At 65.1% G+C, this 25,486-nt stretch carries 18 protein-coding genes; 6 read left to right on the forward strand and 12 right to left on the reverse strand.

Annotated features, from left to right (window positions below; genetic code table 11):
• Positions 1 to 2: 2 nt before the first annotated feature.
• From XpruCFBP8353_RS08240 to XpruCFBP8353_RS08250, 3 genes are all read right to left on the reverse strand, one after another.
• Positions 3 to 2,096: a prolyl oligopeptidase family serine peptidase gene (locus XpruCFBP8353_RS08240; RefSeq protein ID WP_101362797.1), complete on the reverse strand. Its 2,094-nt coding sequence runs from the start codon at positions 2,094 to 2,096 to the stop codon at positions 3 to 5.
• 276 nt (positions 2,097 to 2,372) lie between these two features.
• Entirely contained in the window at positions 2,373 to 4,466 is a 2,094-nt protein-coding gene (locus tag XpruCFBP8353_RS08245) for a prolyl oligopeptidase family serine peptidase (RefSeq protein ID WP_101362798.1), read from the reverse strand.
• Positions 4,467 to 4,536: 70 nt separating this feature from the next.
• Complete coding sequence (locus tag XpruCFBP8353_RS08250) at positions 4,537 to 4,848, reverse strand: hypothetical protein (protein WP_101362799.1); 312 nt, start codon at positions 4,846 to 4,848, stop codon at positions 4,537 to 4,539.
• 383 nt (positions 4,849 to 5,231) lie between these two features.
• Here XpruCFBP8353_RS08250 and XpruCFBP8353_RS08255 point away from each other — a divergent pair, with 383 nt between their 5' ends.
• A complete protein-coding gene (locus tag XpruCFBP8353_RS08255) occupies positions 5,232 to 5,801 on the forward strand; it encodes a lipocalin family protein (RefSeq protein WP_101362800.1) in 570 nt (189 codons plus the stop codon).
• 109 nt (positions 5,802 to 5,910) lie between these two features.
• On the opposite strand, the gene XpruCFBP8353_RS08260 is transcribed toward XpruCFBP8353_RS08255, so the two are convergent.
• Positions 5,911 to 6,876, reverse strand: coding sequence for a helix-turn-helix transcriptional regulator (locus XpruCFBP8353_RS08260; protein ID WP_101362801.1), 966 nt, complete (start codon positions 6,874 to 6,876; stop codon positions 5,911 to 5,913).
• A 585-nt stretch (positions 6,877 to 7,461) separates the two neighbouring features.
• Here XpruCFBP8353_RS08260 and XpruCFBP8353_RS08265 point away from each other — a divergent pair.
• Positions 7,462 to 8,268, forward strand: a complete 807-nt coding sequence (locus XpruCFBP8353_RS08265) for a DUF481 domain-containing protein (protein WP_101362802.1) — start codon at positions 7,462 to 7,464, stop codon at positions 8,266 to 8,268.
• Between the two features lie 254 nt (positions 8,269 to 8,522).
• On the opposite strand, the gene hemC is transcribed toward XpruCFBP8353_RS08265, so the two are convergent.
• The 8 genes from hemC to XpruCFBP8353_RS08310 all read right to left on the reverse strand — a co-directional run bounded on the left by hemC (position 8,523) and on the right by XpruCFBP8353_RS08310 (position 19,418).
• Entirely contained in the window at positions 8,523 to 9,437 is a 915-nt protein-coding gene (hemC, locus tag XpruCFBP8353_RS08270; protein ID WP_101362803.1) for a hydroxymethylbilane synthase, read from the reverse strand.
• Between the two features lie 30 nt (positions 9,438 to 9,467).
• Positions 9,468 to 10,205, reverse strand: coding sequence for a LytR/AlgR family response regulator transcription factor (locus XpruCFBP8353_RS08275; RefSeq protein ID WP_162300984.1), 738 nt, complete (start codon positions 10,203 to 10,205; stop codon positions 9,468 to 9,470).
• Positions 10,206 to 10,236: 31 nt separating this feature from the next.
• A complete protein-coding gene (locus XpruCFBP8353_RS08280) occupies positions 10,237 to 11,289 on the reverse strand; it encodes a sensor histidine kinase (protein ID WP_101362805.1) in 1,053 nt (350 codons plus the stop codon).
• A 5-nt stretch (positions 11,290 to 11,294) separates the two neighbouring features.
• Positions 11,295 to 11,963 (reverse strand): alpha/beta hydrolase, encoded by a 669-nt coding sequence (locus XpruCFBP8353_RS08285; protein WP_101362806.1) that lies wholly within the window; start codon positions 11,961 to 11,963, stop codon positions 11,295 to 11,297.
• Between the two features lie 154 nt (positions 11,964 to 12,117).
• Positions 12,118 to 14,055, reverse strand: coding sequence for a glucans biosynthesis glucosyltransferase MdoH (gene mdoH / locus XpruCFBP8353_RS08290; protein ID WP_101362807.1), 1,938 nt, complete (start codon positions 14,053 to 14,055; stop codon positions 12,118 to 12,120).
• An 841-nt stretch (positions 14,056 to 14,896) separates the two neighbouring features.
• Complete coding sequence (locus XpruCFBP8353_RS08300; RefSeq protein ID WP_101362808.1) at positions 14,897 to 16,546, reverse strand: M28 family metallopeptidase; 1,650 nt, start codon at positions 16,544 to 16,546, stop codon at positions 14,897 to 14,899.
• A gap of 169 nt (positions 16,547 to 16,715) precedes the next feature.
• Complete coding sequence (locus XpruCFBP8353_RS08305; protein WP_162300985.1) at positions 16,716 to 17,696, reverse strand: GGDEF domain-containing protein; 981 nt, start codon at positions 17,694 to 17,696, stop codon at positions 16,716 to 16,718.
• Positions 17,697 to 17,930: 234 nt separating this feature from the next.
• Positions 17,931 to 19,418, reverse strand: coding sequence for a SulP family inorganic anion transporter (locus XpruCFBP8353_RS08310; RefSeq protein ID WP_101362809.1), 1,488 nt, complete (start codon positions 19,416 to 19,418; stop codon positions 17,931 to 17,933).
• A 210-nt stretch (positions 19,419 to 19,628) separates the two neighbouring features.
• Here XpruCFBP8353_RS08310 and XpruCFBP8353_RS08315 point away from each other — a divergent pair, with 210 nt between their 5' ends.
• The 4 genes from XpruCFBP8353_RS08315 (at position 19,629) to XpruCFBP8353_RS08330 (ending at position 25,442) form a co-directional block, all read left to right on the forward strand.
• Complete coding sequence (locus XpruCFBP8353_RS08315) at positions 19,629 to 21,053, forward strand: cellulase family glycosylhydrolase (RefSeq protein ID WP_101362810.1); 1,425 nt, start codon at positions 19,629 to 19,631, stop codon at positions 21,051 to 21,053.
• Between the two features lie 397 nt (positions 21,054 to 21,450).
• Complete coding sequence (locus XpruCFBP8353_RS08320; RefSeq protein ID WP_243391088.1) at positions 21,451 to 23,637, forward strand: methyl-accepting chemotaxis protein; 2,187 nt, start codon at positions 21,451 to 21,453, stop codon at positions 23,635 to 23,637.
• 96 nt (positions 23,638 to 23,733) lie between these two features.
• Positions 23,734 to 24,405, forward strand: a complete 672-nt coding sequence (locus XpruCFBP8353_RS24245; RefSeq protein ID WP_243391069.1) for a TetR/AcrR family transcriptional regulator — start codon at positions 23,734 to 23,736, stop codon at positions 24,403 to 24,405.
• Positions 24,406 to 24,554: 149 nt separating this feature from the next.
• The gene (locus tag XpruCFBP8353_RS08330; RefSeq protein WP_101362812.1) at positions 24,555 to 25,442 is read left to right on the forward strand and encodes an SDR family oxidoreductase; all 888 of its coding nucleotides are present in this window, start codon (positions 24,555 to 24,557) and stop codon (positions 25,440 to 25,442) included.
• Positions 25,443 to 25,486 lie beyond the last annotated feature (44 nt).

The raw sequence follows: 25,486 nt of genomic DNA on the forward strand, positions 1-25,486 counted from the left end.
GATCAGTCGGCCAGACGCTCCCACAGGAAGCTATACGCCAGTGCCGACATGTGCGCTGCCTGCGCGTTATTGGCTGCACCGCCGTGGCCGCCTTCGATATTCTCGTAGTAGGTCACGTCCTTGCCGGCCTCGATCATCTTGGCCGCCATCTTGCGGGCGTGGCCGGGATGCACGCGGTCGTCGCGTGTGGAGGTCAGGAAGATCACCGGCGGGTAGGTCCTCTTCGGGTCGAACAGGTGGTACGGCGAGAAGGTCTGGATGAATTTCCAGTCGTCGGTATCGGGGTCGCCGTATTCGGCCATCCACGAGGCGCCGGCCAGCAGGTGGCTATAGCGCTTCATGTCCAGCAGCGGGACTTGCACCACCACCGCGCCGAACAGTTCCGGATACTGGGTCAGCATGTTGCCGGTCATCAGGCCGCCATTGCTGCCGCCCTGCACGCCCAGATGCTTGGTCGAGGTGATCTTGCGCGCAACCAGATCCTTGGCCACCGCGGCCATGTCTTCATACGCCTTGTGGCGGTTCTGCTTGAGTGCGGCCTGGTGCCAGCGCGGGCCGTATTCGCCACCGCCGCGGATATTGGCCACCACGTAGACGCCGCCCTTTTCCAGCCAGGCGCGCCCCAGCCCACCGGAGTAATTGGGCGTCATCGAAATTTCGAAACCGCCGTAGCCGTACAGCAACGTCGGCGCACTGCCGTCGAGCTTCAAGGACTTCGGGCGCACCAGGAAATACGGCACGCGGGTGCCGTCCTTGCTGGTGGCGAAGTGCTGCTCGATGCTGTCCTTGCCGGCATCGAAGAACGCCGGCATGGTCTTGAGCGGCTGCGGTGCAGCGCCCACGTCCACCCACGACAACGTTGTGGGGGTCAGATAATCGGTGACGGTGAGCCACAGCGCATCGCTGTCGTCGCTGTCCACCGCGCTGACATCGACGGTGCCGAAGCTAGGCGCACCGACAAAGGCGCTCTTTTTCCAACCATCGCGCGATGGCGTGATCACGCTCAGACGGTTCTTGACGTCTTCCAGCACGTTCAACACCAGATGCGACTTGGTCCACGCCACGCCGGCCAACGAGGTCGTGTCAGTGGGCTCGAACAGCACATCGAAGCTGCGCTTGCCGACCATGAAGTCATCAAAGCGCGTCGCCAGCAGCGAGCCGGCCTTGTAGGTCTTGCCGCCCACGGTCCACGGCTCGCGCAGTTCCAGCGTCAGCCACTGGCGCTTGACCGACTTGCTGGCCGAATTGGGCACGTCCACCTTGACCAGCTTGCCGTCTGCGCCCTTGAGATACAGCTCGTCGTTGTAGAAGGCCAGCGTGCGGCTGACGAAATCGCGCTCGAATCCGGGGGTGTCGTCGTGCATCGCGGCGATGTACATGTCGGTCGGCTTGCCCTCGTACACCACCGTGGCGGCGCTGAGCGGAGTGCCGCGCTTCCACTGCTTGGCGATGCGCGGATAGCCGGAGCTGGTCATCGTGCCGGCACCGAAATCGGTGAACACGTAGACGGTGTCCTGGTCGATCCAGCCCAGCCCGCCCTTGGATTCGGGACGGAAGAAGCCGTCCTTGACCCACTGCTTGCCGGCCAGGTCGAACTCGCGGGTGACATCGGCATCGGCGCCGCCGCGCGACAGCGCGATCAGGCAGCGCTGGTAATCCGGGCGCAGGCAGTCGGCGCCGTGCCAGACCCAGTTCTCGCCTTCGGCCTTGTTGAGCGCATCCAGGTCCAGCACCGTTTCCCACTTCGGCGCCGGCTTGCGGTATTCGTCCAGCGTGGTGCGCCGCCACAGGCCGCGCTCGTGCTGCTTGTCCTTCCAGAAGTTGTAGTAGTAGTCGCCGATCTTCTGCACGGCCGGGATCTTCGCGTCCGAGTCCAGCACTTCGCGGATGCTGGTTTCCATCTGCTTGAAGGCCGGCGTGGTGGCCAGGCGCGCCTCGGTCTTGGCGTTCTGGGTCTTGACCCAGTCCAGCGGCTTGGCGCCGGTGACATCTTCCAGCCAGGCGTAGGGATCGTTGGACACGGCGGTTTCCTCTGCAGAGACGGTGCCAGCGGCGATCAGGCCGGCAGCCAGGCAGATCGAGGCGAACTTGGGCATGACATTTTCCGGGAGAACTAACGGCCGGAACGTAGCACAGCGGCGTGCAGGCTTCCCCCTGCCGAAGGTCAGGTTGCGCGCGCCGGCACACGAGCGGCCACCAACCTCACGCTGTGTGTCGACGACAACGACCGCGCGGTTGGTTGTGCGCTAACGGGTCAGGCGACGACGGAAACGCTACGATCTCACGGGGCGTGGAGCATCGTCCTACGCGCGGTGCCGATGCCTCACGCATCGGCATCGGCATCGGCATCGGCGCCAGATTACTGGCCCGCACTACTGGGACAAGCGTTGCCAGAGGAAGCTGTATTGCAGCGCCTCCAGATACGCCTCCTGTGCATTATCGGCTGCGCCGCCGTGGCCACCCTCGATATTCTCGTAATAAGTCACGTCCTTGCCGGCATCAATCATCTTCGCCGCTAGCTTGCGTGCATGCGCCGGATGCACCCGATCGTCGCGCGTGGAGGTGGTGAACATCACCGGCGGATAGGTCTTGTGCGGATCGAACAAGTGATACGGCGAGAAGGTCCGGATGAAGGTCCAATCGTGCGTATCCGGATTGCCGTACTCCCCCATCCACGACGCGCCGGCGAATAGATGGCTGTAGCGCCGCATATCCAGCAATGGCGAATCCACCACCACCGCACCGAACAACTGAGGATACTGCATGAGCATATTTCCGGCCATCAAGCCACCGTTGCTGCCGCCCTGCACGCCCAGATGCCTGGCTGAGGTGATCTTGCGTGCGATCAGATCTTCAGCAACAGCTGCCATGTCCTCGTAGGCCTTGTGGCGGTTCTGCTTGAGCGCAGCATCGTGCCAGCGCGGGCCGTATTCGCCGCCGCCCCGGATATTGGCCACCACGTAGACGCCACCCTGGTCCAACCAGGCTCGGCCCAGGCTGCCGGAGTATTCGGGCGTCAACGAGACTTCGAAGCCGCCGTATCCGTAGATCAGCGTCCGCGCGCTGCCGTCCAGCACCAAAGTCTTGGGACGCACCAGAAAATACGGCACGCGCGTACCGTCCTTGCTGGTCGCGAACTGCTGCTCGATCGTCTGCTTACTGGCATCGAAGAACGCAGGCGAGGCCTTCAATGGCATCGGTGCGCTGCCGATCTGCGCCAACGACAGCGTCGTGGGCGTGAGGTAGTCGGTCGCAATCAGCCAAACCGCATCGCTGTCGTCCTCGTCCACTGCCCCCACCTGGACGCTGCCGAATGCCGGTGCGCCGACAAAGGCACTCCTGATCCAGCCGCGCGGCGATGGAGTCACCACGCTCAGGCGGCTTTTGACGTCGTCCAGGACGTTCATGACCAGATGCGAACGGGTCCAGATGACACTGTCCAACGATGTGGTGTCGGTGGGCTCGAACAGCACCTCGAACTGACGCTTGCCGGCCATGAAGTCGTCGAAGCGCGTGGCCAGCAGCGAACCGGCCTTGTAGGTCTTGCCGGCGACCGTCCACGGATCGCGCAATTGCAGCGTCAGCCACTCCCGCTTGACGCGTTTGATGGACGAGTCCGGGGCATCGACCTTGGCCAGCCTGCCGTCCTGCTTGCGCAGATACATCTCGCTGCTGTGGAGTTGCAGCGCGCGATACACGAAATCACGCTCGAACCCCGGCGTATCGTCGTGCACCGCCGAGATATCGACATCGCTCGGCACACCCTCGTAGACGATCGTGGCCGCGCGCAACGGGGTACCGCGTTTCCACTGTTTGACGATACGTGGATAGCCGGAGCCGGTCAGCGAACCGGGCCCGAAATCGGTAGACACATACACCGTGTCCTGGTCGATCCAGCTCAGCTCGCCCTTGGCCTCCGGTCGGAAAAAACCGTCCTTGACCCACTGCTTGGCGACCATGTCGAACTCGCGGGTCACGTGCGCATCGGCGCCACCGCGCGACAGCGAGATCAGACAGCGCCGATAGTCGGGCCGCAGGCAGTCGGCGCCATGCCAGACCCAGTTCTCGCCCTCGGCCTTGTTGAGCGCATCCAGATCCAGCACGGCTTCCCACTTCGGCGAAGCCTTGCGGTACTCGTCCAACGTGGTGCGCCGCCAGATCCCGCGCTCGTGCTGCCTGTCCTGCCAGAAGTTGTAGTAATACTCGCCGTCCTTACGCACGAACGGAATCTGCGCGTCGGAGTCCAGCACTTCACGGATGCTGGATTCCATGTGTTTGAAGCCCGGGCTCGCGGCCAGCCGGGCTTCGGTCCGGGCATTCTGCGTCCTGACCCAGGCCAGGGCCTTGGCGCCGGTGACGTCTTCCAGCCAGAGATAGATGTCGCGGGAACTTGTACGGTCTTTTGCACAGACGCTGCCAGCAACGATCAGGCTGGTGACCAGGCATACCGAGACACACTTGGACATGGGCGCTTCCGTGAGCGAATAAACGGACCCAACCGTAGCACGCCCCAAACGCACGTCTGCCGTGCGCTGATCAGGCGGTGCGTAGCCGTGTCGCTGCACGCGAAACGACGCGCCGACGCTGTGCCTGTGGCCCGCGCCGGCGGGGCGCAACACGGCGCCCACCACGTCCGGCCAGGGTGGGCAAGGCAAACCGATACAGGCTCCACCACGCCAGCATCGGCATGCCGACCAGCCATAGCGGCAACCAGCCGATCCACTCGCTGGTGCCACGCGCGGCCGGCCACACCAGGACCAGGGCCAGCCCGGCCAGGGCGATCTGCCGCACCGGGCGTAGTACGCGCAGGTCAGGACGTTCGGAACGGGAAGAAGGACGATGCGACATGGCGGCACTCCGTGCAGGAAGGATCACGACAGGCCCGCAGGATTGCCGCAGTCCATCTCACCGGCTGCGACCTTGACGCGGGCCTGTGCGGCGCGCGGCTCTGCCGCCGTCTCAAGGGCACACAGGCTCGGCCCGATCGCAGCTGCTGACAGCTGCGATGTCGGCGTCCCGGCAACCCATACGCCAGCGGCGACGGGCCTGCTGCCGCGCGCCACACCTCTGTGGTTGCGACGCCAACGCCTGATCGGCGCCCGTCAGCCAGTCCCGACCGCCCACAATCCGCTGAAGACATCCCGGCACCGATGCCAGACCCGACCGTTGACGCGAACTTGCCCCCTGCATGCGGTAGTGTGCTGCTCCAACTGCCTCCTTGTGATGTTGCGATGCGCCTGACCGTTACGATCGCCCTCGCTTTTCTGCTCGTCCTCGGCCTGCCCGTGGCACACGCCAAGGACACGTCCGCCACCGAGCCGGCAGTCGATCTGTCCAAGATCATGGGCACCTGGTACGTGATTGCGCGCATGCCCAACGCGGTCGAGCGTGGTCACGTCACCAGTCGCGATGAATACACCCTGGTCGAAGACGGCAAGGTGGCGGTGCGCTATCTGTACCGCGACGGGTTCGGCGAACCGGAAAAGGAAGTCAATGCGCGCGCCTCGGTCGATGCCGACAGCGGCAACCGCGATTGGCGGGTGTGGTTCTACAAGGTGATCCCGGCCAAGCAGCGCATCCTGGAAATCGCCTCGGACGGCTCCTGGATGCTGATCTCCTATCCGGGCCGCGACCTGGCCTGGATCTTCGCGCGCAAGCCGGACATGAGCCGCGATCAGTACCGCATGCTGGTCAACAAGATGCGCGACGACTATTCGATCTACACCGACAAACTCAAGCGCGTGCCGCAGCTGCGCGAGCAGGTGGACCGCCTGGGGTTTGAGGTGCCGAACAAGCGCTGAGCACTCCTGGTCGTCTTGCCCAGGCGCCTGGGCAGTGGCGCATTGTCGATCGTCGTGCATGCACGCCCCGCAATCGCCACGCGGCGCAGGGATTCACTGCCGGCCAGACTCAGTCGTAATTGCTCAATGCCAGCGACAACAACGCCTTGGCCTGCTCGCGCAACGACATGGGTTCGACGATTTCCGCATCCGAGCCGTAGTGCAGCACGTCCATCAGCAGTTCGCGCGAATTGCTGTACGGCAACTTGAGCTCGTAGCGGCCGTCCGGCAAAAAACGGCCCTGCTGCTTGGAATGCCAATGTTCGTCGGCGACCCAGCGCGCGGCCTTGGCACTGAACACGATGGTCGCCCAGCCCTTGGGCGCCCCGGAGAAAATGCCGTAGCTGGCGGCCAGCTGCTCGTCCAGCTCGCTGTCGGGCACATCGCGCGGGGCGGCATCGAGCAGGCGCGCATGGTTGATGCGGTCCACCGCAAAGCTACGCACACCATCGCGGCCGTGGTCCCACGCGTCCAGATACCAGTTGTCGCGGTAGTGGGTGATGCGCTGCGGCGACACCGTGCGCTTGGTCGATTCATCGGTCGAGCGTGCGCGGTAATCGAAGCTCAGCTGCTTGCGCTCCAGCACGCCGGATGCCACGGTGCGGAAGCTGGCTTCGTCCAACTTGCGGCCGCGGTGTGGAATGACGCGCACCCGATCCACCGGCCACTGCGAGACGCCGGCCTGGGCAGCGAGCAAGCCTTCGATACGTTGCTGCAGCGGTGCCAGCATCGAAGACAACACGCCGCCGCCGGTCCGCGCGAGCAATTGTTGCGACGCCAGTAGCGCGTGCAGCTCTTCCGAGCTCAACCACAGGCCCGGCAATTCGAAGCGGTCGCTTTCGCCGGAGAGATAGCGGAAGCCGGATTCACCGTCGCCTTCTACCGGCGCCATCAGCGCATCGCGCAGAAACGCCAGATCGCGGTAGACGGTTGCGCGGGAACAGCTCAGCTCATCCTGCAGCCGCGCCACCGTGACCGGATAGCGTGCCGATTTGAGCAAGCGATGCAGGGAGTTGATGCGTTCATAGCGGTCCATGCGTCGATTATGTCCGAGTCTTTGCGCGGCGTGGTGAGCATCGCCGTCTGGCGATGGGCCGCTGGCGATAGGCAGACAGTGGCGAGTGCCCAGATTACGTCCGACCCAGGTGCATGGTCTGTTGGGTCGGTCGCAACATCCACCGCGTGCCGGGGGTCGAGCCAGCGTCCGCCCAGGCCGGTGGGCGGCATGTGTTGCCAGTGTCGCTTGCCTGCTGACGCGAGGGCGCGCTCGGAGCCGTGCCGTGTACCGGGCTCGGGTTACCTCTGGCGCCGCCAGGTGCCGATGGCCACTCGCAAGCGCCGACACGCAGGTCGCTCCGGCCCACACCTAGAGCCTAGCGCCGCGCCCGAACCATCCTTGGTCATACCAGCTACGAGCGACCGTCCTCCCGGCCATGCCGCCAGCCACAGCCCCTTGCTGTCGCCATTTGCACACGACCGGGCAGATCGGCCCGGCAGCACGCGGTGTCCTGTGCCCGAACCCTCAATGAAGCGGCACGTTCACTTGTCAATAACGGCACCGCACAGTCCGCTATCATGAAATCGCTTCCACCCATCCCCTGCCCTCCAAAGCGAGCTGCCAATGTCCCGCCGTGCCCCGTTGACTGCCCTGTTGCCACTGTTGTTGATCACGCCCACCGTGTGGGCCCAGTCGATCGCGGTCGCGCCGACGCCGGTTGACCCTGCCGCTGCGCTGGTGCCCTCGCCCTGGAGCGGCAGCAGCGGCGAGCTCGGCTACGCTGCCGCGAACGGCAATAGCACCACCGACAGCCTCAACGGCCGTGTGCGCCTGCGCTACACCGACGGCGATTGGATCCACAGCCTGGATGCCACTGCACTGCGTTCGAGCTCGGAATACACCAACACCAACGAGGACGGCAGCACCACGCGCGAACGCCAGACCACTGCCGAGCGTTACACCGGCAGCGTCGGCAGCGCACTGCAGCTGGGCGAACACCGCCAGCTCACTGCCACCGGCCGCTACGAGCACGACGACTTCGCCACCTACGACCGCCTGGCCACCTTCGGTATCGGCTACGGCACGCGCCTGATCGACGCCGACCGGTTCTATCTGGACGCGCAGGTGGGCCCGGGTGTGCGCCGCGCGCACAACAGCAACGAAGACCGCAACGAAACCGGCCTGATCGGCCGCGGCCTGTTCGACCTGAAGTACACCGTCACCGACAACACCGATGTGATCAACACGCTGCTGGTGGAATCGGGCGAATACAACACCTACGCGCAGAACGATTTCGGCGTGCAGGTCAGCATGAACTCGCATTTCGCGCTGAAGGCTGCGTGGCAGATGCGCCACAACAGCGAGGTCAGCGACGGCGACAAGAAGACCGATACGCTGACGACGGTCAATCTGGTCTACACGTTCAAGTAAGCGATTGGCGCTCTGTAGGAACGGTTTGGCCGCGCGGGCTTTCCCAGTGAAGCCCGCGGTGGTTTTGCTGGCGATGGCCTCCCGGTAACGCTTCTTGCGGCCAAGGCCGCTCGTGCCAGGATCGCGTACTCCGGGTAGGCCGCATCGCGGCGATCCGGCGTTGGGTTTGCTCAGTCGCGACCGCGTCGATGCAGTGACGTCAGATGCCGCTGGCGGTATGGATCAAGTCGCCACGCGTGAGCGCCGCGGTCGCGTCACAGCTCGGCCAGCAACTGCGCGGCGCCCTTGTCGAACAGGCCTTGCGCAACGCGGCGGCCCAGGTCTTCGGTAGCTTCGGCGCTGCCGTGCGCGTCGGCATGGATCAAGCGGCCGTCGCTGGCGCTGCCGACCATGCCCTGCAGGAACAAACCCTCGCCTTCCCAGCGCGCGAAGGCGGCCACCGGCACATGACAGCTGCCGTGCAGCGCGCGATTCATGGCCCGCTCGGCTTCCACACAGGCGCGCGTGCGGCCGGCATCCAGCACCGCCAGCCAGCTGTGGATGCGCGCATCGTCGCCACGGCATTCCACCGCTACCGCGCCCTGCGCAGGCGCCGGCAACCATTGCGGCGCATCCAGCCGCGCGCTGATGCGTGCGTCCAACCCGAGCCGCTGCAGGCCAGCACAGGCCAGCACGATGGCGTCGTAGCCACCGTTGTCGAGCTTCGCCAGCCGCGTGTTGACGTTACCGCGCAGGTCGATCAATTCCAGGTCCGGGCGTGCAGCGCGCAACTGCGCCTGGCGACGCAACGAAGACGTGCCCACGCGTGCGCCCAGCGGCAGCGCCTGCAGGCTGGCGTAGAGATTGGACACCAGCGCATCGGCCGGGTCGCCACGCTCCAGGATCGCCGGCAGCACGAACGGGTCGTCCAGTTCCATCGGTACATCCTTGAGCGAATGCACGGCGCAATCGGCCTGGCCGCGCAACATCGCCAGCTCCAGCTCCTTCAGGAACAGGCCCTTGCCACCGATCGCGGCGAGCGAGCGGTCCAGCACTTCGTCGCCACGGGTGCTCATCGGCACCAGCACGACCTCCAGTCCGGGGTGGTGCTGACGCAACGCGGCGGCGACGTGTTCGCTCTGCCAAAGGGCGAGCGGGCTTTTACGGGTGGCGATACGGAGCGTGGTCATGCCGGCATTATCGCGGAGCCGGCGCAGAACTCACAGTTGACGCAATTGATCGCGCAGGCTGGCCACACAACGACGGCTCACTTCCAGGGTTTGCGGCACGTTGCGCAGTACCGCGTGCACCTGACCATCGCCGCTGCGACGCAGTTCCACCAGTTCGTCGCGCGCGACCAGGCAATTGCGATGGATACGCACCAGGCGGTCGGCGAATTCGTCTTCCAACGATTTCAGCGACTCTTCGATCAGGTCTTCGCCACGGGCGTGGTGGACGATGACGTACTTCTCTTCGGCCTGCAGGTAGCGGATGTCGCCGATGGCGATCAGCCGCAGGCTGCCACGCAGACGCGCACACAGGTGGGTGCGCAACGGCCGCGGCGCGACGCCGGGCACGCGCCCGGCCAAAAACGTGGCGACCTTTTCCAGGGCCGCGGCCAAACGTTCCGGGCGCACCGGTTTCATCAGGTAATCCAGCGCGGCAGCGTCGAACGCCGACAAGGCATGCTGGTCGTAGGCGGTGCAGAACACCACCGCCGGCGGTGGTTGGCTCTGGCGCAGCAGCCGCGCGGTTTCCAGGCCGTCGACACCGGGCATGGCGATATCCAGCAGCACCAGGTCCGGATGCAGCTGTTCGCACTGCTGCAGGACCTGCTGGCCGTTTTCGGCCTCGCCGATCACCTCGACCTGCGGATGCTCGCCCAGCAGCATGCGCAGGCGCTCGCGCGCCAGTGGCTCGTCATCGGCGATCAGCACCCGCACTTGCGTGGCCGTCATGGACATCCCCCTTGCTGCAGTGACTTTCCCCTCACGGCAGCGGCAATGTGATCTCGCAGGCATAGTAGCCTTCAGCCCAGCTGGCCGCCATCCGTGCCCCGGCACCGAACTGGAACGCCAGCCGGTGCGAGATGCTGGCCTGCGCATGCCCGGCGCCGGCCAGCAGCGGCAACTGGGTTCCCGGTTGCGGAGCGGGGTTGACGATGCGGATCTGCAACTGGCTGCCGCGCTGGCGCAGCGACAGGTACAGCGTGCCGCCCTCGGGCATGCGCGAGACCCCGTGCAGCACCGCGTTTTCGACCAGCGGCTGCAGCACCAGGCGCGGCATCGGCAGCTCCCATGGCAACGGTTCCTGGCGGTGCCAGCGCACCTGCAGGCGCTCGCCCAGACGCAAGGATTCGATGGCCAGATAGCGCTCGGCCAGCTCGCACTCGGCACGCAGGGTGGACACGCCTTCGCCGGCGCCCAGCGCGGCGCGGAACAGATCCGACAGATCCAGCACCGCCTGCTCGGCCACCACCGGGTCGCGCCGCAGCAGGCTGGCGATCAGGTTCATGCTGTTGAACAGGAAGTGCGGGCGGATGCGTGCCTGCAAGGCGTCGGCTTCGGCACGCGCGTTGGCCTGCACTTGCGCTTCCCAGCGGTCGCTGACGTAGAAATAGCGCAGCGCCAGCGCGGTGATCAGCACCACCGTGGCGGCGCTGCCCAGGGTGAAGCGCCAGAAACCGACCAACGGACCAAGCGGGGCCTGGCCCAGGACGGCGTACAGCCCGTGCACGATGCCGGCGCCCAGCATCGCCACCAGCGCGGCAATCAGCAGCGCGGCCAGCCCACCCAGCCTGGCCGGCAGTCGCGACAGCGAAGGCCGCAGTGCACACAACAACACGGTGACTGCCAGCGCCAGCCAGAGCGCCAGGCCGCTGGCCGAGACGAAGCGCGACAGGGTGATGCTGCGCGCGGCGCCGGCATCGGGCACCAGGGTTACCACCAGCACCACCAGTTCGGCCAACCCCAGCATCGCGCCCAACCGTGGCAGCCGGCACAGGTCCGGCATCCAGGCGATCTGCGGCGCGGGCTGGGCCATGGGGATCAGGCGGCGGTGAAGCGCGCCTGCATCCAGTCGCGCAAGGCCTCGATCTCTTCCAGGCAGACCTGGTGGCCCATCGGATAGGTGTGCCAGTCCAGGGCGAAGCCGAGCGTGCGCAAGGTCTGCATGCTGGCCTGGCCGGCCGCGAACGGCACCACCGGATCGGCCGTGCCATGCGCCATAAACAGTGGCTGGCGGGTTGCGGCCGACTGCAGCTGGGTGGCGGCCGCGGTGGGATCCGGCAGATAGGTCGACAGCGCGATCAACCCGGCCAGCGGCACGCTGCGCTGCAGGCCCACGGCCAACGTCACCGCGCCGCCTTGCGAGAAGCCGGCCAGCAGGATGCGTTCGGGCGCGATGCCGCGCGACTGCTCATGGGCGATCAAGGCCTCGACCTGGGCCACCGATTCGGCGATGCCGGCCTTGTCGGCACGGCTGGCGAAGTCCATGCCGACGATGTCGTACCAGCCGCGCATGCGCACGCCGTTATTGATGGTGATCGGGCGGATCGGCGCATGCGGGAAGACGAAGCGCAGCGCCGGCCAGTCCGGGCGCACCAGCTCGGGCACCATCGGAGCGAAGTCGCTGCCATCGGCGCCCAGGCCGTGCAGCCACAGCACGCTCCATTGCGGGTTCGGTCCGGTCTCGCGTTCGATTACTTCCAGCATCATCCAGCTCCGCTTGCGGGCTGGGCATTATGCCTTGTGCGACGGGCGGGCCAGATCACCGGCACGCAGACGGCGCTGCGCGCATGTAGCCGCGACGGGCAGCCACTCCACAACGTCCCACCGGCGCTGGATCAGCAGGACCAGCACCGGTGGGGGCTCAGATCAGCGACGGTTCCAGCGCGGCGGCGCGGCGCAGCTCAGACGCGCGCACCAGCACCTTGGGCGGATCGAGTTCTTCGGGGATGCAGAAAATGCCGGCACGGCGCAGCGCCATGCCACTGCGGCGCAGCGAGGTCAGCGCCACCACCGGGATCGACAACGCCATGCCGACGATCACCGGCCCCATCCACGCGGCCAGCGCCGGCGAGACCGCATAGGCCACTGCCCCCATGAACAGGCCAAACACGGTCAGGCCGCCATAACTGCGCAACAGCGCCGGCCACGACAGCTTGCCGTCGTCGCGCACCTGCGCATCCCAGCCCGAATCCTTGCCGGCCAGCACTTCGAACACGCCACGCGACTGCAGGTACATCACCACCGGCGCCATCAGCGCGGCCAGCACGGTTTCCAGCAGGATGCTCAGCAGCGCGCGAATGGCGCCGCCGCAGGCACGCAGTTCGCGCGGGTTGAGCAGCAGCGCGATGTAGCCCAGCAGCTTGGGCGCCAGCAGCACGAACATGGTGCAGACGAAGATCCAGATCGCATTGCCCTGGCTGCTGCCATGCCAGTAACGGGCGGGCGAGAACGGCAGGTCGCCGGCCAGATCGATGCCGCCGCCGGCCAGCGGAATGCCGATACCGATCAGCATCAGCAGGCCCCACATCGGTGCGGTGAAGTAGTGCCCGATGCCGATCAGCATGTGCATGCGGCTGATCCAGTGCAGGCCCTTGGCGCTGACCACCTTGGCGTGCTGCAGATTGCCCTGGCACCAGCGGCGGTCGCGGATCAGCAGGTCGGTGAGCGTGGGCGGGCCTTCTTCGTAGCTGCCCTGCAGGTACGGCACCATGTGCATGGCCCAACCGCCACGCCGCATCAGTGCCGCTTCCACGAAGTCGTGGCTGAGCACATGCCCGCCGAACGGCTTGCGCCCGCGCAGCGACGGCAGGCCGGCATGATCGGCGAAGGCCTGGGTGCGGATGATGGCGTTGTGGCCCCAGTAATTGCTCTCGGCGCCATGCCACCAGGCCACGCCGAAGGCGATGATCGGGCCATACACGCGGCCGCCGAACTGCTGCATGCGCGCAAACAGCGTCTGCCCGTTGACCACCGCCGGCAGGGTCTGGATCAGACCCACGTCCGGGTTGTTTTCCATGCCAGCGACCAGCCGCACGATGGTGTCGCCGGTCATCACGCTGTCGGCGTCCAGGATCAGCATCTGCGGATAGCTGCCACCGAAGCGGCGCACCCAGTCGGCCACGTTGCCGGCCTTGCGTGCGGCATTGTCGGCGCGACGGCGGTAGAAGATGCGGCCATGCCCGCCAACCCGGTCGCAAAGTTCGCTATACACCAGTTCCTCGGCGCGGCCGATGTGCTCGCGGGTGGTGTCGCTGAGGACAAAGAAGTCGAAGTGCTCCAGCTGCCCGGTTTCGGCCACCGATTCGTAGATCGCCTGCAGGCCGGCCAGCAACCGGCGCGGATCTTCGTTATACGTGGGCATCAACAGCGCGGTGCGTGAGCGCAGCGCGGGCAGCGATTCGTCCGGGTCGATGCCGAGCTTGCGCCCGGCTCGGGCCACGACGGTGACGAAGCCGGCCACGGCGCTCGCGAAGGACATGGCGATCCAGGCGAACAGCAGGATAAACAGTCCAAGCAGGCAGCCTTCCAGCACACTGATGCCGTCAGGCCACAGCACGCTGAGCATCACCCACACCGCGACGGCAGTGGTGGCGAAGGTGCCGCCGATCAGATAGAAGCGCCGCACGCCGATGCCGGCTGGCGAGGTGCGCTGGTGGCGCACTTGCAGGCTACCTTCGCGCAAGTTCTGCTCGGGCATTGCCAACGGCGCTTCCGGTGGCAGCGTGGGCTGACCGGCATCAAGCGCAGAAACGGGGGGCATTGCAGTTGGTGTCGGGGAACGAGTCACGGTGCCATCCATCAGGGCTGCCCGTCGCGCGAGGGCGACAGTGCGGGCTGAAACGGGAGGTCCATCCCCGCCATGCAGTGCGATGTTGCCTGGCACGCGGTAACGCGGGCGAGCCCGACGGTGTGCGACCAAGACGCTCTGAAACCACTCCGATGCACAAGTTCTCCTGGCTGCGACCTCACGCCGCAGCTCATCTTAAAGAATCGACCGTTAAAGGAACGAAGGCCGCTTTGCGGTCTTCGCCCCTCCCGACGAGGACCGCGCGGCAGACTACGCCGCAGCGACCGAACGCAACCCCAACAGATTGCAGTGTGACGTGGACGCTGTCACGGGCCACCGGCAAGCCTGTCATGCGGGAGAACTGCAATTGGTGTGCCAAGACGTGCAATCGGTTGCAGTGACGGGGTGTTGGCGGTACAGCGGCATTCGATACGGTCAAGCCCTTAGGTCCAATGCTTGGCAGTGCGCGTGCGCGGTGCCCCCGGCGTTTGCGGGACAACGCGCCAGGCAATTGCTGGTTGCTTGCCCAACGACAATCCGGAGTCCGGGGCGTTGCGTTGTGCGGATGCGTTCGGTGACTTGGGGCAAAGCCTGGCTGGTCGAATGCGCGTTCCCCCGCCGCTTGCAAGACTCGCCGTGAACCCATCTGTAGGGGCTCGTTGGCGGCATCCATGCCGCCAACGGTCCTGCAAGCAGCGAGGACACCGCACCAGAACAGTTGCAGGTGGCGATGGCCAACAAGAACAAGCACCCGGCGGGCAACGCACACTCAAAGCGGCGTGTACACCCACGACATGCCGCACGAACCACCGCAGCGCGCCTGATCGCCGAGCAGCAGCGTTGGCAGCGGTTGTTACTCGCGTGCCGCCTCGCTGGCGTCGCGGGTGGCGCGGAACTCCGAGTCTTGGCTCCAGTTCGGCCACTGACGCGAATCGGCCAGCTGCTGGCCTAGCGCATACAACACGCCCAAGTCGCGTGCGGCGCCGGCGAACGTCCAATCCGGCTTCCATTCGTCTCCTTGCTGATGATAGCGCTTGGCGGTGTAGTCGTCGGCCGCGGCCTTGCCTGCCGCCACGCCGCCCACTTCCCAATCCTGGCCGGCTGCATACGACAGCGCCGGCACACCGCGCTTGGCGAAGGAGAAATGATCGGAGCGGAAGAAATAGCCGGCCTGCGGTTTGGGATCGGGGGTGTAGCGCAGCTTGGATTGCGCGGCGACGCTCTTCAGTTGATCGAGCAGTTCGAGTTTTGCAGTGCCGTAGATACCGAAATCGCGCGAAGGCACGAACGGGTTCATGCCGTCCATGTTGATCACCGCCACCGTGGTGTCCAGCGGATACAGCGGCTTGGAGGCGTAGAACTCCGAACCTAGCAGGCCCTTCTCTTCGGCGGTGACGGCCAGGAACACCACCGAGCGCTCGGGCTTTGGCCCCTTGGCGAAACCGCGTGCCAGTTCCAGCAGCGCGGCGGTGCCGCTGGCGTTGTCCAATGCACCATTGAAGATGGTGTCGCCCCGTGCATCCGGCTTGCCGACGCCGATGTGGTCCCAGTGCGCGCTGTAGATCAGCGTTTCGTTGGGACGCTTGCCACCTTCCAGCCGCGCCACGACGTTGTGCGAAGTGATCACGTCGGATTTGACCTGATAGCTGGCGCTCAAACGCTGGTTCTTGAGTTCGACCGGCTTGAAGCCGCGCGTCTGCGCCTGCTTCTTCAAGGCCTCGAAATCCAGTCCGGCATGCGTGAACAGCTCCGTGGCCAGATCGCGCTGGATCCAGCCTTCCAGGGTGGGATGCGCGCTGCGCGGGTTATCGCGCACCACATCGAACATGGTGTTGGTGTTGGAGCTGGCCACCGTGTCCCAGCCGTACGAGGCCGGTGCGGTTTCGTGCACCACCAACACGCCGAGTGCGCCCTGGCGCGCGCCTTCTTCGTACTTGTAGGTCCAACGGCCGTAGTAGGTCATGCCGACGCCGTCGAAATCACCCTTGCCGGTTTCGAAATCCGGGTCGTTGATCAGCACCACGGCGATCTTGCCCTTCAAGTCCACACCCTTGAAGTCGTCCCAGTTGCGCTCCGGCGCCTTGACGCCGTAGCCGACGAACACCAGCGGCGCGTTGGCAATATCCACCGTGGATGAGCCATCCAGTGCGGCGCGGATAGCGATTTCCTTGCCCTGGGTCAGCGCGTGCGGCTTGCCGGCGTTCTGCACGGCAATCGTCGGCGTGCCGACGATATCGGCGCGCCGCAATGGCACGGCCTGGGTCCAGGCACGCTTGCCGCTGCTCAGATCGCCGCCCGGCTGCAGGCCGGCCTCGGCGAACTGCTTGCTCAGGTAGGCAATGGTCTTTTCTTCGCCGGCAGTGGCCGGGCCGCGGCCTTCATAGGCGTCGGAGGCCAGTTCCTTAACGTCGCGCGAGATGCGCGCGCCATCGAAACTCGGCGTCGCCGCCATCAGCGCGGTAGAGACCGCCATCGCCAGAAGTCCTACGGCAACTCGCTTCATTGCACACCCCACAGCATGGATAGCACTGGAGTGTAGCCAGCATCGCGTGCAGGCCGATACCTGCAACTGCGCCGATGCGTGCAGTGCCATTGCGCTGTGACCGGATGAAGGTCGATGCGTTTGTCTATGGCCAATGGGCCGCTGGCCTGTTTCAACGCGGCGCGGCGGCTCAGAACAGATCGACGCTGCCCACCGGTTGTGTCACCTGCTGCAACTGCCCGCCGGCAATCAGCTCGGCATAGACCGCCGCGCGATTGCGGCCGTGTTGCTTGGCCCAGTACAGCGCCTTGTCGGCTTCGTCCAGCATTTCGCTGATCAGCCGGCCGTGGATCAGTTCGACGATGCCCGTACTGAGCGTGACCTTCCCCACCTGCGGGAACAGGTGCTCGGCCACGGCCAGCCGGAACCGTTCAAACAGACTCACAGCGGTATCGCGGCCCACGCCGCGCAACACGATCACGAACTCTTCGCCGCCGAAGCGGAACAGCAGGTCGTCCTGGCGAAACGTACGTTGCATCAGCTGGGCAACCAATAGCAGCACTTCGTCGCCGTACAGATGCCCGAAGGTGTCATTGACGCGCTTGAAGTGATCGATGTCGACGATGCCCAGCCACACGCCCTGCTCGGCTACGGATTCGGCACCGCCCGCAAACAGCCGCAGGATCACATCGTCGAAGGTCTTGCGGTTGCGCAGGCCGGTCAGTGCGTCGCGCTGGGCGTCGTCGAGCAGGCTACGGTAATTCTGGAAGAAGCGCGCAAAGCCCTGCAGCATCGCTTGCTCGGCACTGCCAGGAATGCGTGCACCGCCCACCCGCAGGCAGGTGCGGATGCCGCGCGCTTCCATCATCGGGTAGACCAGCAAGGCGCGGCCGTCTTCCTGCAGCCGCACCACATCGCCCGGCCCGTGCACCTCGGCCAGCTGCGCACGCGTCTGCGCATCGTGGATCTCGGCCACCGTCAGCGACAGCCGGCCGTCGTCGCGTAGACGCGTTTCGGCCATGCTGCGGCCGTCCGGGGCGATGCGCAGCAGCGACAGTTCTTCGGTAGCGCAGACCTCGCGCACGGTACGCAACAGGCTGAGGTCGAGCAGATCGGCATCGCGGATGGCGGTCAGGTCCACCATCCGTTCCAGCAAGGGTGCGTTGGTCATGAGCGCGCTCCCCCGGGAACAGACACGCGCCCGCAGCGCCGGGCAGGGCATGCAGACACACACCTCGGGCTGGAACGCACTGGCTTCACGGCAACGACCGGCAATCACGATGCCGAATCATCGGCATCGCCCACCCGAACTTGAATTCGTTCGCAGCTGCGCGCAGCGCATTGACAGCCGGGGCACTGCGTGCGCGGCATGGCTGCGGATAGCGCCCAGGCCGTGTGGCCCTGCTCAGGGCAACGCAGACTCCAACGCGTCCTCGCCCAGGGCATGCTGCTGCATCAGGCGCCTGCTGCCCGCATTCAAGCCTTTCACCTGCACATCCAGATCGTGATGGCGCAGGCGCTGCACCACCTTGTCCAGTGCCGCCACCGCGGTGATGTCCCAGAAGTGGGCGCGGCTGACATCGAGCACCACCGCGCTGCCGGGTACCTGCCGTGCATCGAAGGCGTCGATGAACACATCGGCCGAGGCGAAGAACACCTGTCCGCGCACGGTGTAGGTGCGCACGCCTGCGGCGCTGTCGTCGTGCGTGATCTGCAGCAGCCCGGCCACTTTGAAGGTGAAGAACACTCCGCTCAGCAGCACGCCTACCGCCACGCCTGCCGCAAGATTGTGGGTGAACAACGTCACCGCCACAGTGGCCGCCATCACCACGCTGGACGTGCGCGGGTTGGTGACCACCGTGCGCAACGAGCGCCAGTCGAAGGTCTCTGCCGACACCATGACCATGATCGCCACCAGCGCGACCACCGGCACCTGCGACACCCATGGCTTGAGCGCCACCATCAGGATCAGCAGGAATACGCCGGCAAACAATGTGGATAGCCGGCCACGGCCGCCATATTTCACGTTGCCCACGGTCTGCCCGATCATGCCGCAGCCGGCAATGCCACCGAACAGACTGGCCGCAGCGTTGGCGATACCTAGCCCGGTGCATTCGCGGTTCTTGTTGCTGGGCGTGTCGGTGAGTTCATCGACCACGCGCGCGGTCATCATCGACTCGAGCAAGCCCACCATCGCAATCGCCAGCGCCGGCATCGCGATGATGCGCAGCGTTTCCAGCGTCAACGGGACCGAGGGCCACTGCAGGAACGGCAGGGCATTGGGCAGCTTGCCAAGATCGGCCACGGTCTCCAGCGGCAGATGCAGCGCAGTGCCGGCAACGGTGAGCAGCAGGATGCACACCAGCGGCGAGGGAATTGCCGATAACCCCGGCACGCGCAGACGCGGCAGGCCGTAGATGATCGCCAAGCCTACACCCAGCATGACCCAGGTGGTCAGATTGGCGCCCCGCAGATGCGGCAATTGCGCCGTGAAGATCAGCACTGCCAGCGCATTGACGAAACCAGTGCGCACCGAGCTACTGACGAAGCGCATCAGCACGCCTAACCGCAATAGTCCGAATAAAATTTGCACTGCGCCGGCCAGCAAGCCGGCAGCCAGCAGATACGGCAGCCCGTGCGCAGCCACCAGCGGTGCAGCCACCAGCGCCACCGAGCCTGCTGCCGCAGAAATCATCGCCGGACGTCCGCCACAGAACGCAATCACGATGCCAATCACGAAAGATGCGAACAGGCCCACCTGCGGATCCACCCCGGCCACGAACGCGAATGCAATCACTTCGGGAATCAGGGCAAACGTGGCCACCGCACCGGCCAGTAGTTCGCGCGCGGGGGAGGCGCGCCATTGCGCCAAGTCGGCACGCAATAAGGACATTGGGACACTCCGGGAACAGAAAGGACAGCCTGCGGACAGCACGCAGCAACCCTAGTGTGCGGGAAAGCGACCTCGCCCGCAGCTTGGGTGTGATCGGTGCGCCACTGCGCTCTTCTGTGGCACCGGTCACGCCACGCCGCGCAGTCGCAGACCAAGATGCCCCCCTCTACCGCGCTCGGCTGTCGAGTTCGGTTATCCAGGGAGACCATCATGTCCATCTTCAGGGCTGCAAGTACGCTTGCATTGGCAACTGTGTTAGCGCTAACCGCTGCACCGGCTTTCAGCTATTCGGTCAGCAAGAACAAGATCGTCGACGACAAGGGCAACGTGGTTCAGCTCAAGGGCGTCAACGTGTTTGGGTTCGAAACCGGCAACCATGTCATGCATGGTCTATGGGCACGCAACTGGAAGGAGATGATCAACCAGATGCAGGGCCTGGGCTTCAATGCCGTGCGCCTGCCGTTCTGCCCGGCCACGCTGCGCAGCGACACCATGCCCACCAGCATCGACTACAGCCGCAACGCCGACTTGCAGGGCCTGACATCGCTGCAGATTCTCGACAAGGTGATCAACGAATTCAACGCACGTGGCATGTATGTGCTGCTGGATCACCACACCCCCGATTGCGCCGCCATTTCCGAGCTGTGGTACACCGGCTCGTATTCCGAAGCGCAATGGCTGGACGATCTGCGCTTTGTCGCCAATCGCTACAAGAACGTGCCGAGCGTGATCGGCGTGGATCTGAAGAACGAGCCGCACGGCGCCGCTACCTGGGGCACCGGCAATGCTGCCACCGACTGGAACAAGGCCGCCGAACGTGGATCGGCCGCCGTCCTGGCGGTAGCGCCGAAGTGGATCATTGCGGTGGAAGGCATCACCGACAACCCGGTCTGCTCGACCAATGGCGGCACCTTCTGGGGCGGCAACCTGCAGCCGCTGGCCTGCACCCCGCTCAATATTCCGGCCAACCGTCTGTTGCTGGCACCGCATGTGTACGGCCCTGATGTGTTTGTCCAGCCGTACTTCAACGACAGCAACTTCCCCACCAACATGCCCGCCATCTGGGACCGTCACTTCGGCCAGTTCGCCGGCAATCACGCGCTGCTGCTCGGCGAATTCGGCGGCAAGTACGGCGAAGGCGATGCGCGCGACAAGGTGTGGCAGGACGCGCTGGTGAAGTACCTGCGCAGCAAGGGCATCAACGAAGCGTTCTACTGGTCGTGGAACCCCAACAGCGGCGACACCGGCGGCATCCTGCGCGACGACTGGACCACTGTGCGGGAAGACAAGATGACCCTGTTGCGGACACTGTGGGGCACAGCAAGCAGCATCACACCGACGCCAACGCCAACCCCCACGCCGACTCCAACACCGACGCCGAGCACTGGCTTCAGCACGAAGGTGATCCCGGACAGCACGTGGAACGGTGGCTACTGTAATCGCGTGCAAGTCACCAACACCGGCACCGCCAGCGGCACGTGGTCGATCTCGCTGACGGTCACCGGCACCGTCAACAACACCTGGAATGTCACCTGGTCGCAGAGCGGCAGCACGCTCCAGGCCAGCGGCGTGGACTTCAACCGTACCCTGGCTGCCGGTGCAACGGCTGAGTTTGGCTTCTGCGCGGCAAGCTGAGCGACTGGCGGCATGCATGCAGCGCGCGCCGCCAGTGCATCGAAGACTTCTGCGGGCCGCACTGCACGACGGAGTGCTTCGTGCAGTGCGGCTGATCATTGTGTTGTTTGCGAGCGGATTGAACACGGCAGATGTCCTTGGGACAACCTAGACAGTGACAAGGACAACGTAGACAGCGCAGGAGAGCCATTGGATGCGATGCGTTGTGATCGAACACGCGCATGACAACCAATGGCGCCCCTGGACTCACATCTGCATGCCGTCGTTACGCAACGCATATCTCAAATAAGCAGACGCTGCCGCAGATGGCATTCAACACCGGCGTTCATCAGCCGTTATCCACACCATGGCGCTTGTGCGCGTTTTGGATGTCGTTCTCATGCCGGTTGTTTCCCTGTTGCGTCGTTACGTTGCCAATCTCCCACTCACCCGTAAGTTCGTGCTGTTGTGCACGCTATTGACCGTGGGCGTGATCCTGCTGGCGATGGCCGCAGCGCGCCTGCAATATCTGGACCTGGTTGAGGCGCGCAAGCTCAGCGTCAAGACCGAGGTGGAGATGGGCCTCACCGTGATGCAGCACTACGCCAACAAGGTCAAAGCCGGTGAGCTGAGTCTGGAGCAAGCCAAGGAAGCCGCACGCACCACGCTGGCCGATATGCGTACCAACGATGGCGTGGATTACTTCTTCATCGTCGACCCGCAGATGCGCATCCTGATGCATCCCAAGCGTCCGGTCGGCAGCGACATGACCGACTACAAGAGCGATGCCGGGCAGTACGTGTATCGCGACATCAAGACCGCCATCGATAGCGGCGACGGCTTCAGCTATTACGACGCGCCCAAGCCGGGCAAGAAGGAACAGCTGCCGAAAATCAGCTACGCCAAAACCTTCCCGGCCTGGAACTGGGTGCTGGTGATGGGCGTGTACGCCGAAGACATTCAAGTGCAGGCGTTGGGATTCACCCGCACCTTGACGTTGATTGGCGGCGCCCTGGTGGCGCTGGTGATCGGTCTGTGCTGGTTGATCGCCTCGGCCATGTCGGCGCCGCTACGCGCCGCCTCGCGCACTGCCGAGGCGATCGCCTCGGGCCACTTCGACAACGACATCCGGGTGGAATCGCGCGACGAAACCGGCCAGCTGATGCATAGCATGCAGCAGATGCAAAACCAGCTACAGCGCTTTAATGGCGAGATGCAGACGATGATCCGCCTGCAGCAGGGCGAAAACATCGCGCACCGCATTCCGGAAGATTTTCCTGGCGATTACGGCACGCTGGCGCACGGCGTCAACACGGTGGTGTTCGAACACCTGGATGCCATCAACGAAGCCATGGATGTGATGAGCGACTACGGCCGTGGCGATCTACGCCGCGACATGCGTCGCCTGCCTGGCCAGCGCGCAGCCCTGCATCAGGCGCTGGATACGGTCAAAGACAATCTGTCGGCAATCAACAGCGACATCGCGCGTCTGGCCGATGCAGCCGCGCGCGGCGATTTCTCCGCACGTGGCGATCAGGCGCGCTATCAGTTCGCGTTTGCGGAAATGGTGCAGGCCTTGAACCGGCTGATGCAGCAGGCCGACGCAGGGCTGGACGATGTAGGCCGCATCATGGCCGCGATCGCCGATGGCGATCTGTCGCAGCGCGTGGCGTCGCATTACGAAGGGGCTTTCGGTCGTCTGGCCGATGCGGCGAACCGCACCGCCATTCAATTGACCAGTATCGTGCAGGGTATCCAGCACTCGGCCGAAATGATCAACACCGCGGCAGGCGAGATCGCCAGCGGCAATGCCGACCTGTCCACGCGTACCGAACATCAGGCGGCGAATCTGGAAGAAACCGCCGCTTCGATGGAAGAACTCACCTCCACCGTGCGCCAGAACGCCGACAACGCGCGGCAGGCGAACCAACTGGTCAAGGGCACCGGGGAAGTGGCCGAAAGCGGCGGTCGCGTGGTGCAGGAAGTGGTGAACACCATGCAGGCGATCACGCAATCGTCCGCGCGCATTTCCGACATCATCGGAGTGATCGACGGCATCGCCTTCCAGACCAATATCCTGGCCTTGAATGCAGCGGTGGAAGCGGCACGCGCAGGCGAACAAGGCCGTGGGTTTGCCGTGGTTGCCACCGAAGTGCGCGCCCTGGCGCAGCGCTCGGCCGGTGCCGCCAAGGAGATCAAACAACTGATTTCTGATTCGGTGGAAAAAGTGGCGCAAGGCTCGGAGTTGGTGCAACAGGCCGGCAGCACCATGACCGACGTGGTCAGCTCGGTGAAGCGCGTGACCGAGATCATGGCCGAGATCACCGCCGCCAGCACCGAGCAAAGCGCCGGCATCGAGCAGGTCAGCACCACGGTAATGCAGCTGGACGAAATGACCCAGCAAAACGCCGCATTGGTGGAAGAAGCCACCGCGGCGGCGCGCAGCATGGAAGATCAAGCCGCGGACCTGACCCGTGCCATAGCGGTGTTCCGCTTGGCATCGGAAGACGCAACGCCGCGTGTTCGCGTGTCGTCGATCGAGCGCACCGCCGCCAGGCAGGCCGCAGACACGCAGCCCGGGCATTCGCACAGGCTCAGCGCGTGACAGACGCCGCCTGCCACGCAGGTGGGCCAGCGCCCATGTGTGACAGGCGATGTCGGTAGACTGCGGGGCCGCACCGGCTTCTGACTGCCTGGAATCGTGACCAAACAGCATCCATCGGCGGTACGTCCGCGCAAGGTTCCGCAGCAATCGCGAGCCGAATACACCGTCGCCGTCCTTCTGGAGGCGGTGGCGTGTCTGCTGGAGACCGACGGAGCGGAGCGGCTGACCACCAATCGCGTGGCGCAGCGAGCCGGGGTCAGCATCGGTTCGCTGTATCAGTATTTTCCCGGCAAGGACGCGCTCATCGTTGCGTTGTGCCAACGGGAGCGCAATGCGTTTCTGGCCGACGCCGGGGACGCGCGGCAGGCGCCGGATGGTCGAGGCGCGTTGTTGCGGCTCATCGGCGCTGCGGTCAATCAGCAACTGCATCGACCGGAGCTGGCGCGCCTGCTCGACTTCGAGCAGACACGCCCAGTGATTGCCCGGGAACTGGCGCCCTTCATCGTCGCGATGGCGGCACTGGTCGGCCAATTACTGGAACGTGCAGATATCCCGTCGCAAGCCGATAGCGCCGCCGCGATCGACGATGTCATTGCCATCGTCCGCGGCATGGTCAATGCGGCCGGCGACCGTGGAGAGCACGATCGCGCCGGTCTGGAACAGCGCATCGGCCGCGCCGTGTTCGGCTATCTGGGCATGCCCGCGCTAGCGCCGGAAGACCCTCACACGCGCCGCACAGCATCCGTTTCACCGTGGTCTGGCGGCTGAAATGTGAGCGGTGGCGGCCATCGCCGACGCAGGCGCACGCTGCATCCACTGCCATTGCAGGCCCACCGGTCACGCACGCAATGCGAGTTTCGCAAGCGGCTCATCGCTCGCAGGATAGTCGCTCTGGACAACCCTCAAGAGCACACGCAATGCGCATTTTCGTCACTGGCGCGACCGGATTCATCGGGTCTGCCATCATCGCCGACCTCCTCCATGCCGGTCACCATGTCACCGGGTTGGCACGCTCGGAGCCAGCCGTCGCCACGCTTGTCGCCGCAGGCGCGCAGGTACATCGCGGAACGCTTGACGACCTCGATGGCCTGCAGCAGGCGGCTGCGCTGGCCGATGCGGTTATCCACACCGCGTTCAACCACGATTTCTCGCGCTTTGTCGCCAATTGCGAGGCAGATCGGCATGTCATCGACGCGCTTGGCTCGGCACTGGCCGGCTCCAAGCGTCCATTGGTCATCACCTCCACTACCGGGACGGCGAACGCAGTGGCAGGCGAGCCAGCGCTGGAAACCAATCCCATCGCCAGTTCGAGCGTATTGCCGCGCGCGGCCTCCGAGGAAGCCGCCGCCTCGCTACTGCAGCGCGGTGTCAATGTGTCGGTGGTGCGGCTCCCGCAGGTACACGATCGGATCAAGCAAGGCCTGGTCAGCAACTTGATCGAGGTGGCGCGCACAACTGGACGATCGGCGTTCGTCGGCGATGGGTGCAACCGCTGGCCGGCAGTCCACCTGCGGGATGCGGCACGCCTGTACAGGCTGGCGGCGGAAGCCGGCAATGCCGGCAGCAAGTATCACGCAGTTGCCGAAGAGGGCGTCCCGCTGCGCGCGATCGCCGAGGCCATCGGCCATGGCTTGAACGTGCCGGTGGTCGCGCTGCCGGTCGACCAGACGCAGGCGCATTTCGGCTGGCTGACGCGATTTGCCAGCCACGATCTCCCTGCATCCGGCGCACAGACGCAACAACGGTTGGGATGGCAACCGGGTGGCCCCGGCCTGCTGGCCGATCTTGCGCTGATGCGCTACTGAGCCGATCGCCGCGTACTGGACCTGCGCCGCCAGCAGGTGCCGGC

The organism is Xanthomonas prunicola (assembly GCF_002846205.1).
Lineage (GTDB): Bacteria > Pseudomonadota > Gammaproteobacteria > Xanthomonadales > Xanthomonadaceae > Xanthomonas > Xanthomonas prunicola.